The sequence below is a fragment of the Tardiphaga sp. OK246 genome (assembly GCF_900188215.1).
In the GTDB taxonomy this organism is placed as follows: domain Bacteria; phylum Pseudomonadota; class Alphaproteobacteria; order Rhizobiales; family Xanthobacteraceae; genus Tardiphaga; species Tardiphaga robiniae.
Window position 1 is genome coordinate 21496 of sequence record NZ_FZOX01000012.1, and the last position, 12628, is coordinate 34123.

General features: G+C 57.0%; 10 protein-coding genes. 6 read left to right on the plus strand and 4 right to left on the minus strand.

Translation table 11 applies throughout. The features are described from left to right. Positions 1–33: 33 nt before the first annotated feature. A complete protein-coding gene (locus tag CHC01_RS30695; protein WP_089268128.1) occupies positions 34–1263 on the plus strand; it encodes a phenylacetate--CoA ligase family protein in 1230 nt (409 codons plus the stop codon). A 91-nt stretch (positions 1264–1354) separates the two neighbouring features. Then, on the plus strand, positions 1355–1807 hold the full coding sequence (locus tag CHC01_RS30700) for a GtrA family protein (protein WP_089268162.1): 453 nt from the start codon (positions 1355–1357) through the stop codon (positions 1805–1807). 13 nt (positions 1808–1820) lie between these two features. Here CHC01_RS30700 and CHC01_RS30705 read toward each other — a convergent pair whose 3' ends face one another. Continuing rightward, positions 1821–2978 (minus strand): AGE family epimerase/isomerase, encoded by a 1158-nt coding sequence (locus CHC01_RS30705; RefSeq protein WP_089268129.1) that lies wholly within the window; start codon positions 2976–2978, stop codon positions 1821–1823. 518 nt (positions 2979–3496) lie between these two features. On the opposite strand from CHC01_RS30705, the gene gmd reads away from it, so the two are divergent. Beyond that, complete coding sequence (gene gmd, locus CHC01_RS30710; RefSeq protein ID WP_089268130.1) at positions 3497–4588, plus strand: GDP-mannose 4,6-dehydratase; 1092 nt, start codon at positions 3497–3499, stop codon at positions 4586–4588. Between the two features lie 70 nt (positions 4589–4658). Here the strand turns inward: gmd and CHC01_RS30715 are convergent, their stop codons facing one another. Next, positions 4659–5636 carry a GDP-L-fucose synthase family protein gene (locus tag CHC01_RS30715; RefSeq protein WP_283805470.1) on the minus strand — a complete coding sequence of 326 codons (978 nt, stop codon included), beginning with the start codon at positions 5634–5636 and terminating at the stop codon, positions 4659–4661. A gap of 291 nt (positions 5637–5927) precedes the next feature. Then, on the minus strand, positions 5928–7040 hold the full coding sequence (locus tag CHC01_RS30720) for a matrixin family metalloprotease (RefSeq protein WP_089268132.1): 1113 nt from the start codon (positions 7038–7040) through the stop codon (positions 5928–5930). A gap of 447 nt (positions 7041–7487) precedes the next feature. On the opposite strand from CHC01_RS30720, the gene CHC01_RS30725 reads away from it, so the two are divergent. Next, on the plus strand, positions 7488–8495 hold the full coding sequence (locus tag CHC01_RS30725; RefSeq protein WP_176454761.1) for an acyltransferase family protein: 1008 nt from the start codon (positions 7488–7490) through the stop codon (positions 8493–8495). A gap of 318 nt (positions 8496–8813) precedes the next feature. Continuing rightward, on the plus strand, positions 8814–10250 hold the full coding sequence (locus CHC01_RS30730; protein WP_089268134.1) for a bifunctional class I SAM-dependent methyltransferase/glycosyltransferase family 2 protein: 1437 nt from the start codon (positions 8814–8816) through the stop codon (positions 10248–10250). A 52-nt stretch (positions 10251–10302) separates the two neighbouring features. Here the strand turns inward: CHC01_RS30730 and CHC01_RS30735 are convergent, their stop codons facing one another. Beyond that, complete coding sequence (locus tag CHC01_RS30735; RefSeq protein ID WP_089268135.1) at positions 10303–11259, minus strand: lysylphosphatidylglycerol synthase transmembrane domain-containing protein; 957 nt, start codon at positions 11257–11259, stop codon at positions 10303–10305. Positions 11260–11801: 542 nt separating this feature from the next. Between CHC01_RS30735 and CHC01_RS30740 the strand changes: the two genes are divergently transcribed. Further along, entirely contained in the window at positions 11802–12626 is an 825-nt protein-coding gene (locus CHC01_RS30740; protein ID WP_089268136.1) for an ABC transporter permease, read from the plus strand. Positions 12627–12628 lie beyond the last annotated feature (2 nt).

Here is a 12628-nt window from a genome sequence, read left to right on the forward strand (position 1 = left end):
CGCGACGACGCCAAACCACCAGGACACACCCAGATGCGCCACTTCGACACACTCGAAAATTGCGATCCGTCGCAGCGCCAGGCCAATCTGTTTTCGCGCCTGCCGGATGTGCTGCGCCACGCGATGCAGGCACCCGCTTATGCGGAACATCTCAAGGGCATCGATCCCGCCGCCATTATCAACCGCGCGGCGCTGGCGCAATTGCCGGTGCTGCGCAAATCCGACCTGCCGGCCCTGCACAAGGCCAGTCCACCGTTCGGCGGCTTCGTGTCAGGCGCGACCGGCTCGTTCGGCCGGTTGTTCACCTCGCCGGGGCCCATTTTCGAGCCGGAGTCGAAACAGGCTGATCCCTGGCGCGGCGCGCGGGCGCTCTATGCCGCCGGTTTCCGCGCGGGCGACGTCTTGCTGAATACTTTCAGCTATCATCTGACCCCCGGCGGCTTCATCTTCGACGGCGCCGCGCGGGCACTCGGTTGCGCCGTGATCCCTGCCGGCCCGGGGAACACCGAACAACAACTCGAACTGATTGAAGCCTATCGTCCATCCGCCTATAGCGGGACGCCGGATTTTCTGAAGATCCTGCTCGATGCTGCGAAGGCGGCCAATCGCGACGTCTCGTCCATCAAGCGCGCCATGGTGTCCGGCGCGGCCTTCCCACCCTCGCTGCAGGCCGAAATCGCGTCGCGCGGTGTCGAGGCCTATCAGGCCTTCGCCACAGCTGATCTGGGCTTCATCGCCTATGAGAGCACCGCCCGGAACGGCCTGATCGTCAATGAAGACCTGATCCTGGAAATCGTGACCCCCGGGACCGGCGAACCCGTGGCCGAGGGTGATGTCGGCGAGATCGTGGTGACCTCACTGGACCCCCACCACCCCTGGATCCGGCTGGCTCTGGGCGACCTGACGGCCGCCCTGCCCGGCCCCAGCGCCTGCGGCCGCAGCAATATGCGCATCCGGGGCTGGATGGGCCGCGCCGACCAGGCCACCAAGGTCAAGGGTATGTTCGTGCGGCCCGAACAGGTCGCCGAAATCGGCAAGCGGCACCCGGAACTCGGCCGGCTACGGCTGGTCGTGTCCAGAGACGGCGAGAATGACGCCATGGTGCTGAAAGCCGAAGCGGCGGCCAAGGACAAGCCCGGCCTGCAGGAGGCCGTCACAGCCACGCTCAGGGCCGTCAGCAAGCTCGGGGGGGCCGTGGAGCTGGTGGCGCCGGCCTCGCTGCCTAATGACGGCAAGATCATCGCGGACGAGCGCGGGAACTGACCGCGCAGGACTGCCGCGGCGCATCATAAAAAGCCGGACTTCCCCGGGCGATCCTGCTATGCAGCCGCCCAGATTGAGGATGCCTGCTGCCGTGAGACTGATTTTACCACAAATTGTCGAGACCTGGCTGTCGCGCCCCACGGTGTCGAAGATCATCAGCTTCGGCGTGATCGGCCTTGGCAACACCCTCATCGATCTCGCCATCTTCACCCTCGCCTATCAGGTGCTGAAGCTGCCGCTGGTGCCCGCCAATGTCATAGCCTGGCTGGTGGCCGTATCGTGTTCCTACGTGATGAACACCATGATCACGTTCCGCGCCGAATCCGGCCGCGTGCTGCGCCGGAAGGATTATCTCAGCTTCGTCGCCTCGGGTGTATTAGGCGTGATCGCAACCACCACCACGCTGGTGGTGCTGTCGCATTTCATGCCGGTCTATGCCGCCAAGCTTCTGGCCATTTTGGTCAGCTTCATCGTGAACTTCACGATGTCGCATTTCGTGGTGTTCCGGACCAAGCCGACGGATCCAAACGAAGCCATCCGCTAGACCGCACAGACCATCAGGCGCCGAGCACCCGTTCGGCTTCGGCGACCGCGCATAGAATATGATAGAAGGATGACGCCGGGATCGTATCAACCAGCGAGCGTCCGTCGCCGTCGAACTGATCGTACCAGCCGCCTTTGACGGGATGCCGCAGATAATATTTGTCCAGCCGCATCAGCGCCGTCCGTGCCTCGTCGGCCGCGCCCTCTACGCCTGACTCCGCCTGCGCGACGAAAGCCTTGATGATCTCGGTCTGCGGCCAGCAGCGCCGTGTGGCCTTGACGATATTGCCCTGGGCATCACCTTCATCCACGAGGCAGCCGGTGGCGTCGCGATAGCGCAGCGCGGATTCGAGCAACGCGGCACGCTGCTTGCCGGTCGGGCAGCCGGTGATGCGTTCGAAGCCCTTGAGCAGCCAAACCCATTCGGCCTGATGGCCGGGCTCGACGCTGACCGGCTCGATCCGCGACCAGTCCTGTTCGAAATATTCGCCGAGCACGCCCTTCTTCGCATCGAACAGATTCGACGAGAACAGACCGAACAGATCGCCGGCCCGCGCCTGGAATGCCTGATCATGGGTAGCATCAAATGCCGCAATAAACGCCTCCAGCAGATGCATCTGCGGATTCTGCCGACGCGGCATCGAAGCCGGGACGCCTTCGAGGTAACCGCCGTCTGGCGAGCGCAACTGCGTATCGATGAATTGCATCAATTCGTCGATTTCGGCGCGCACCTTTGCATCGCGATCCAGTTGATAGACCGTCGCCAGTGCCAGCAGGACGAAAGCGTGGTCATAGGTGTCACGCAGCGGGTTCAGCACCGAACCATCGGGCGCGAGAATATGCACGAAGCCCGGCTTGCCATCCGGCGACTTCGCCTTCTCCAACAAATACGCCAAGCCTTCTTGAGCGATGGCTTTTCCAGCCGGATTCCAACCAAGCTGCGCAGCCTTGGCGAAGCAATAGATCTGCCGGGCTTGAACGCGAACACGGCGTGGAGCTGCGAGGTTGGCATGCCCTTCAATGTTTAATCTTTCGACAAAGCCGCCAGACTTCGAATCCCATCCTTCGCTTGACCAAAGTGGCAGGGCGTCGGTGATCATTTTGGATTTGAGTACCTGAACGATATCCACATCCGTCGACTTTGTTATGCTATCATAGTTCACCGAAGCCATCCTTAGGGTTATTATCGCAATCTCTATAGCGAAATTCTACGTGGGGCACGGTGACGGCTGACCGAGATCTAATTGTGACTTCAATGCGTACAATTCAGAGTCTCGATGACTTTCGCTATCGAGCATGGATCGCCTCTTGACTAGTAGACACTTTGGCTCATCATATTTTAAAATTGACAGTGAATTTCGCTTTTCAGCATACTGGCCCCTTCAATCTAACTCGCCGACCGCAGCCGCGGAGGTTTAAGCTTAAGAGCGGTGATCTCAGGTGTGGTGCCGTCGTGTCCCGTACGGCTTCTACTTGTGAGCGGCAGTACAGTGAATTCGGAGTAAGCCTTCGCTAATCGAATAGCCGAAAAACCTCGAACCGTCTCGCTTGACCTTTGCCATCTTCTAGGTCATCCCGACTGTATCGGGCTTCAGGACTCGGACCCTAGGAACTCGACCACGATCATTGCGGTGATACTTCTTGTTATAGTTGAGGTGACCGCAATCGCTTTTTCAGGGACTCCACTCAAATGCCGAAGAAGACTGCGCTAATTACGGGCATCACTGGCCAGGACGGTGCGTATCTTGCTGAACTTCTGCTTGCCAAGAATTACGCAGTCCATGGCATCAAGCGTCGTACGTCTCTTTTTAACACCGACCGCATCGACCATCTGTATCGCGACCCGCACGACGAAAACTCGGCCTTCAAGCTACATTACGGCGACCTCACTGACTCGTCGAGTCTGATCCGCATTGTCGAGCACGTTCAGCCAGACGAGATCTACAATCTTGCCGCTCAGAGCCATGTCGCGGTGTCCTTCGAAGAACCGGAATATACCGCCAACTCGGACGCCCTCGGCGCGCTGCGCATCCTCGAAGCCATGCGCATCACCAAGTTGGACAGGACGGCGCGCTTCTACCAAGCATCGACATCGGAACTCTACGGTCTAGTCCAAGAGACCCCGCAGAAGGAGACAACGCCTTTCTATCCGCGTTCACCATATGCCGTCGCCAAGCTCTATGCTTACTGGATCACGGTGAACTACCGCGAAGCCTATGGCATGTATGCTTGCAATGGCATTCTATTCAACCACGAGTCGCCGGTCCGCGGCGAGACCTTCGTCACCCGTAAGATCACTCGCGCAGTAGCTCGTATCAAGCTCGGCCTGCAAGAGCGGCTCTATCTCGGCAATCTCGACGCATTGCGTGACTGGGGCCACGCCCGCGACTACGTGGAGATGCAGTGGCTAATGCTACAACAGGAGAAGCCGGAGGATTTTGTGATTGCCACCGGTAAACAACACTCGGTCCGCGAATTCGTCAATCTAGCGGCAGCCGAAGTCGGCATCGAGATCCGCTGGGAAGGTAAAGGCGTCGACGAGAAAGGATATGATCCCGCGTCGAGCAAATGCATTGTGTCGGTCGACCCCCGTTACTTCCGTCCGGCCGAAGTCGAGACGCTGCTCGGCGACCCTTCCAAGGCCAAGAACAAGCTCGGCTGGGTGCCAAAAACCTCTTTCCAGTCGCTGGTTTCGGAGATGATGCAAGAAGACCTTAGGTCGGCTGAGCGCGACGAGTTGATCAAGCGCCACGGCTTTCGCTATTACGAACGCTTCGAGTAAAGCAAAAACGGGCGAAGCGCGATTTGCATGCTCCCGTTTTCTCATTCTTTCCTGGTGCCCTCAGCCTTCTTCATTCGGCGGCAGCACTCGCAACGTGAAGATGGCGTCCACCCCCATTCAGGAAGTCCGCCAGAGCCTTTGGTAGCCCTTCCTGTAGCGAAGTCCTAGGCTTCCATCCGAGCGACAGAATTCGCGAGCTATCGAGCAGCTTGCGCGGTGTGCCATCCGGCTTGCTAGTGTCAAATTCAAGCTTGCCACGAAATCCGACTGCCCCTGCGACCATCGCCGCAAACTGCCCGATCGAAATCTCCTCGCCAGTGCCCACATTGATCGGCTCGCGTTCAGAATAATGTTTGAGCAAGAACACGCAAGCATCGGCCATATCGTCGACGTAGAGAAATTCGCGCAACGGCATTCCCGTGCCCCACACTGAGACAGACGGCGCATTGGCGAGTTTGGCCTCATGGAAACGGCGCAGCAGCGCCGCCGGGACGTGGCTGTGATCCGGATGATAATTGTCGCCAGGGCCGTACAAGTTGGTCGGCATCGCCGAAATGTAATCACGGCCGAACTGCTGCCGATAGGCCTGGCACATCTTAAGACCGGCGATCTTCGCGATCGCGTACCATTCGTTGGTCGGCTCCAGTGGACCGGTTAGCAACGCGTCCTCGTTGATGGGCTGCTTGGCAAGTTTCGGATAAATGCAGGACGAGCCGAGAAACAGCAGACGGTCGACGCCGACGGCATGGCTGGCCTGGATGACGTTGAGCTGAATGCGCATGTTCTCGCAGAGGAAATCCACCGGCAACGCATTGTTGGCGCCAATGCCGCCCACCTTTGCCGCGGCTAGCACGACGGCATCCGGCCGGTGTCGTTCAAGCCATTTCCGGGTCTGTTCACTATTCAGAAGGTCTGCGTCGTTGCGCTCGGCAATCAGAACCTCACAATCTTCCGTCGCCAACCGGCGTACGATAGCGGATCCGACCATACCGCGGTGGCCCGCCACGAAGACCTTCTTTCTACTCAGATCATAGTCAAATAGCGACACAAGCCAGCCTCTTTCACAGCATCAAGGTGCAGCCCCTCCCCCGGCGGGGGGCGAGCATCTTGAATTTGTAACACGCATCTCCGCATGCCGCGACCACGATATTCAGGTCCGGACACTTGGTCTAGCGGCACCGGTCTCCTTGAACTGTCGGGCGGCCCCCTGATCGCAAAACTAAACGCCGCTGACATTATGAACGGTTTGCGCTCGAAATGCAGCCGACGAAAACAAAGTTGACACGACGCACGCTAGTCGCCGGCGCCAATTAGATGCCCCGCCTCTCCAACCGATCGCTTAGACGTAAAATAAGTCAGAGGTTAACGTTTCGGGACGCACATTCATGATGGTGATCTGATCACCGCCACCGAGCTCGATCACGGTATTTACGCCGTTAAACGATGTGTGGGCGACCAGTTCCACGAACGAATGGATGTCGCTTCCCGCAACATTGATGTGGTCTTCGAGGACGTTGAAATCTGCTATTGTGTCCGCGCCGTCGCCTTTGGCAAACACAAAGGTATCTGCGCCGCGGCCGCCGACCATCCAGTCGATGCCGGAGCTTGAGAAGAACTGATCGTTGCCATCACTGCCGAACATACCGTCGTCGCCCGCGCCGCCCACAAGATAGTCATTCTGGGGACCGCCATTCAGACTATCGTTGCCGGCATCGCCGAACATGCTGTTGTTGCCGTTGCCGCCAACGATGTAATCGTTGCCATCGCCGCCGCTCATACTGTCGGCGCCATCGCCGCCGAACAGACCATCATTTCCGCCGCCGCCATACATCGCATCGATCCCAGCGCCGCCATTGATCGAGTCGTTTCCATCTCCGCCGACAAATGTGCGTCCGCTGGTGCCGGCATACATATAGTCATCGGCCGCTGTGCCATAAATGACCGCGGGAGCGCCATAGATCGCTTGGATCGCGTGAATGTCCGAGGCCGTAAAGCCAGAAACCGAACCATTGTAAGTAGCATTCATAACGGCAGGAACGACATTGTAGTGGTCAATTCCCAGGGTATGTCCGATCTCGTGCAACGCGACGATGAATAAGTCGACACCAGAATTGCTCACCGCTTGACCACCCACCGAGTGCCAGCCTTCGCCGGTGTCGAACTCGACCGATGAGGAAATGAAGCTTGGACCGGCGAAAGTGTAGTGCGCAATACCTAGCGTATTGTTCAAACCGTCAATCGATGTGAATCCCAGATCGATCTGCGCCGACGCCGTCGATGAAACCTGCTTGAACTGAATGTCCGCGTATTGAGACCACTCGATAAATGCTTGATTGAAAATTGTGATGAAATTCGCTGCAACCGTCCCATCCACGGCCCAGGTGATAACGCCACCACCGGTTCCCAGCCCTGTGCCACCCCACTTCGGACCTATCAAAGCATAATCGACCACGACCGCCCCCCCGAGCTAGCTTGATGCAGATGTATAGATGTTAGATATTACTCTATAGTTGCAATCCTTCAATCAGATGACAGACGTGTATTCGCCTTTGGATAGCGACCCATTCGCCTTAACTACTGGCTGACGCACCTCGCTGTCATCTAGGAGAGCGGTTATAAGGACGGAATGTTGCAAACATATCGGCGGTATGGTCCCAGACCACATCGAGCCAGCAACCGGCATTCCGCCAGTCGCGGCAAGCGCGCGATTCGTGGTGGAACGATAGACCCGCTTTTGAGATCCGGTCCGCCGCCGGAAACCGCCTACTGCGGTCGTCGGCTGGCGTAAAAGTTTTTGTCTTTCGTTGTAGGGAAGCCATCGCAATGGCTCCCTGATTGAATGCATCGAAATCGCCGGTTGAGCGCGGCACTGGGCAGCACCGCCTGTGGAGAACGACGAATGGGACTGACGTACCGGGACAATTCCTTCGATCTGCTTCGTTTGATCGCCGCGATGCTGGTCCTGTGGTCCCACCAATTCGCTCTCGTGGGGCTGCCGGAACCCACCCATTTCAACGGCGCGCTTGGCGTCAATATTTTCTTCGCAATCAGCGGGTATCTGAACACGATCAGCCTGACAACGAAGGCGTCAGCGCTGCAATTCCTACAGCGGCGCGCATTGCGCATTTTCCCGGCACTCGTCGGCCTCGCCGTGTTCTGCGTGATTGTCGCACTGTTCGTGTCGAGCGCGCCGATTTCAGGAATCCTCCCATTTGTGCCGGATTTCCTGTTCCGGAATTCGACCATCCTGTTCGGGCTCAGGTACCAACTGCCGGGCGTTTTTGAGACCAATCCGTTCCCGTCCGTCATGAACGGATCGCTTTGGACGCTGCCGGCGGAGATCAAGCTTTATATCTATCTCGCATTGATATCCGTCTTTGTGAGGTATCGAATAAAGTTGCTCTTCCTCACTTTAATCGGTTTCTATATCGGCTTTCTGGTCTGGTTCTACGTAACTGGAGAAACGACCGCCACCGCTCACTTCAATCGCTTCGCGGTAGCGTTTCTGACGGGCGCACTCTTCGCCATCATCGAGAAGAACATTGGCGCAGCGCCTGGCTTTCTTGCGGTCGGCGTTCTTGCATCTTTGACCGCCCTGCTAGTTCCTCAGGTCGGAATGCTGCCTGTAATCTGCTTGGCGGCGGTCACTCTCGGGCGCATTCGGCCTCCGGCTGCGATCAATCCTTCTCTGGACATCTCCTATGGCGTGTATCTCTACGCGTTTCCGATTCAGCAGATCATTGTGACCTACCGTTTTGACTTCTGGACATCTCTTTCGTTGTCCGTGCTGGGTACAGTCGTCATGGCAATCCTTTCGGCGGTACTGATCGAGCAGCCGGCCCTACGGCTCGGCAGATCGCGACTGGCTATACCTGGGAGCACCGTCGGTGTCGCTGCGGGCGGATAGCGAGTTCTGTTGCTGTGGAGAAGACAGCGCCGAACTAAGGATTAAGTCCTACAGATCCATTGAGCCGCCAGTAAGGCTTTGCGCATCTGCCTGCCGATCGGCCGCGTGCGATCGGCGACTGTCTTTACGTAAAAGCGCAGTTCCTTCCGACGCTTGCGACGGGGAACTGTATTTTCTATCAGCCCATTGTTTATCGATAACGAACCCTGTACCCAGTCGGATTGCGGGACCAGGATGTGAAAAGCGATGGATCGCGTTTTCTCAGGACGGCTCGATTTGCGACAGGCACTGATTACTTGATGGTCCCGAGACTTTAAGATGACAAACGTCAATTCCGCGCGCAAAGCGCACATCCTGGCTTTCTCAGAAAAATACGCCAAGCAGCGAAATGCCTGGCAGGACAAGGCCAGCTTTTTCCATAAGGAAGATCAGACCTACCTGCGCTTCGTCATCCCTGAGGGCGCGCGCGTCCTGTCGATCGGATGCGGGACAGGGGATACACTGGCAAGTTTGAGGCCATCTTATGGCGTGGGCATCGACTTCAGCCCCGAAATGATCGGCCAAGCCCGAACGGCGCATCCCCAGCTTCAGTTCATCGTTGGCGACGTGGAAGATGCAGACGTTATTGCATCGATCGAGGGACAGTTCGATTTCATCTTGATCATGGACACGATCGGATCGATTGATGATTGCCAGAAATTTCTCGCTCAGTTGCATGATCTGTGTTCGCGCGACACTCGGATCGTAATTGGGTATTTTTCGCATCTCTGGTATCCGGCGTTGAAACTCGCCGAATTGCTCGGACGGCGGATGCCTTATCCGGAGCAGAACATCCTCTCTTCCGCTGATCTCAGAGGCCTAGCAGAGCTTTCGGGCCTTGACACAGTAAAATCCGAGCAACGCGTTCTGTCGCCTGTCTACGCTCTCGGAATCGGACGATTCCTCAACAGGTTTGTCAGTGTGCTGCCCGGCATTCGCCAACTGGCCCTGCGCAATTACGTGGTGTGTAGGTCGCTGCGCGCGAGCAACCCGAACTTCAAGTCGGTCACGGTCGTCATTCCCGCGCGCAACGAACGCGGAAATATCGAGCCGGCGGTGCAGCGCATCGAGAAATTCTGCGAAGATATCGAAATCATCTTCATCGAAGGCCACAGTAGCGACGGCACTTTCGATGAGATGGAGCGCGTGAAAGCAGCGTATCCGCAGCTCGACATTAAGACGATGGTTCAACCCGGCAAGGGCAAGGCCGACGCCGTGTTTACCGCTTTTGACGTCGCGCGCGGAGATGTCCTAATGATCCTCGACGCCGACCTGACAATGCCCCCCGAGCAACTGCCTAAATTCTGGGATGCAATCAGTTCAGGAAAAGGCGAGTTCATCAATGGTTCGCGGCTTGTCTATCCGATGGACGACGGGGCCATGCGCTTCTTGAACCTGATCGCGAACCGCGTGTTTTCGTACCTTTTCTCATGGCTGCTAAACCAGAGATATACCGACACGCTGTGCGGGACCAAGGTGATTAGCCGCAGCGATTACCAACGCCTCAAAGCGGGGAAGGCCTATTTCGGGGATTTCGACCCGTTCGGCGATTTTGACCTGATCTTCGGTGCATCGAAGCTCAATCTCAAGACAATCGATCTACCGATTAGATATGGCGCGCGCGTTTACGGAGAGACGCAGATCTCTCGCTTCACCCACGGCTGGATGCTCCTGAAAATGGTCACCTTCGCATTCTTCAAGATCAAGGCGATCTGACCCCCGCCCCGTCGCCGAAATCGGCTGGAGCCGACTCGCGGAAGTCTGCTCGTCACTGGAGTGGCAGCGTGGTAGGCTGCTGGCCGGCCTTTTCCTGACTGCTTACCCAGAGAATGCCGCCGAGCGATCCGGCAACAAAGCTAAGCGCACCAAACAGAACCGATACGATCACGCCGTCGGCCTGCGGCAGGCCGGCATAACCGAAAGCAATCATCATCGTCGTCTCCCGTAATCCCCAGCCCGCGATCGAAACCGGCATGATCGTGATCAGGATAATGGGAGGAACGAGACAGAACATCTCGAAAAAGCCCACCGGAGCCTGAATGGCTTGGGATGCAAACCATGCAATCGCGACCGTCGCGAGGTGAATCGCCACAGACAGCCCAGCAACCAAAAAGCGAGACCGCCAGTCGAACAGCACGGCACTGGCGATCCGGCTACATGCGTGCAGGTGTCGCACGGGGGACCAAGCGATAAGCCGCTGCCAACGAACCAATCCGAGCAGTAAAAACACCAGCCCGGCCGAAAGAGCCAGCGCATCGACGAGGAGCAACCCGATGCGACCTTTCAGATTGGCGATCAGCGACAAGCTCCAGGGAAGGCTCGCAACCACGATTGTCGCCAACACGATCAAACCGATCGCGCGATCGACCAGCACCGAGTAAGCGCTCGTACGCCAATTCGCACCGGCCTTGGCCATCAGCCACACTCGCATTGCATCCCCCCCGATCGAAGACGGCAGGGTTTGGTTGAAGAAAGCCCCAATCAAGCTATAACGAAAAGATCGAGCGCCCCCTAAACGAAAACCGCAGACGCCCGCAATATGGTCCCAGCGAACCGACCCAGCATAAATCTGAAGAATGGTAAGGATGAACGCGATCGCGATCCAACCGAACTCCATCTGATTCAATCTGGACGCTATGGACGCGTAGTCGATCCCGCGCATTGCGAAATAAAGCATACCGGCGGAAATCAGAACTTTAGCCGCAAGCGTCGTAATTTTACGCATTCATGCACTATGATGGTTGGAATCGGAGGATAAACGGTCTGACGGTCGGCAACAACGAAGGTGCAAGACCGGCACATTCGAGCAGCCAGATTGAGCGCTGCAAGCACTAGGACAGCTCTGCAAGGATATCAATCTGAGTGTTGCCTTTTGTTTTCGGCGCCGATCTCAACATAGTACGATCCTTACGCACGCGCGGATGCTTCAACATGGGGTAACTGCGTCTCGCTGCCTCCGTCGCTGCCGGTTCCCTTGGCAGAGCACCCAAGAGCCATGAGTTGCCTTACCGCCCTTACCGCCCCGGTGATCGCATGTGCGAGCAGGCATTTTAGCAGGAGCCGCCACCGAGGCCCGCTGCACTCATGCGTGAAGACGACCAAGGCGACTTGAACGCGGATAGGCCGCCCGGAAACACGAGTTGCCTCCAATATCGGAAGCGTCTATCAGGGCGGCGGCGCCAACATCTCGGAGCTGCGGCTTACAGATTGGCAATGTACCGATGTCACCGGCGCCGCATTGATTCGTCAATTCCAGACTTGGCCCAAATGAGCAATCCGACAGTTTCAATCGAGCACAAAGAAGCGTCACGCTTTGGCCTCGCGATCGACGATCTCGTCAACGGCTTGCGCATGTGGCGGCTATGGGGGAGGCTTGGCTGGAGTGACGTCGTTCAGAAATATCGACGCTCGCTTCTCGGACCTTTCTGGCTGACGGCCAGTATGGCGATCATGATCGTCGCCATGGGTCTCGTTTATTCACAAATCTTCAAAGTCCCTCTGCACGAATTTATGCCATTTCTGTGCGTCGGCCTTATGGTTTGGGGGTTGATAAGTACCGTCCTACTGGAAGCGGGATCGCTATTTACGGGATCAGAATCCTACATCAAGCAAATCCGCCTCCCCTACTCCGTCTATGTGCTGCGTTTTGTCTGGAGCAAGCTGATTACGTTCGCCCACAACTTCGTCGTCTATTTTGCGATCATTCTTTTCTTTCAGGTGAACCCAGGATTTGCTTCGCTCTTTTCGATCTTCGGCTTCGCGCTAATTCTCTTGAACAGCTTCTTCACAAGCATCTATCTCGGCATGATTTCGGCGCGCTTCCGCGACATTCCGCAAATCGTCGCCAGCGTCGTACAGATCCTATTCTTCATCACGCCCATTATCTGGAAGGCAAATTTTCTAGGTAAAAAAGCTTATTTCGTGACCTTGAATCCGTTTTATCATCTGGTGGAAATCGCGCGAGCTCCGCTCCTCGGTGAGCTCCCGTCCACTGAAAATTACCTGATGGTAATCGGCCTGACTTGCATCAATGCGATCATCGCACTCGCGTTCTTCAGTCGGTTTCGATCCCGCATCCCATATTGGGTATAGGC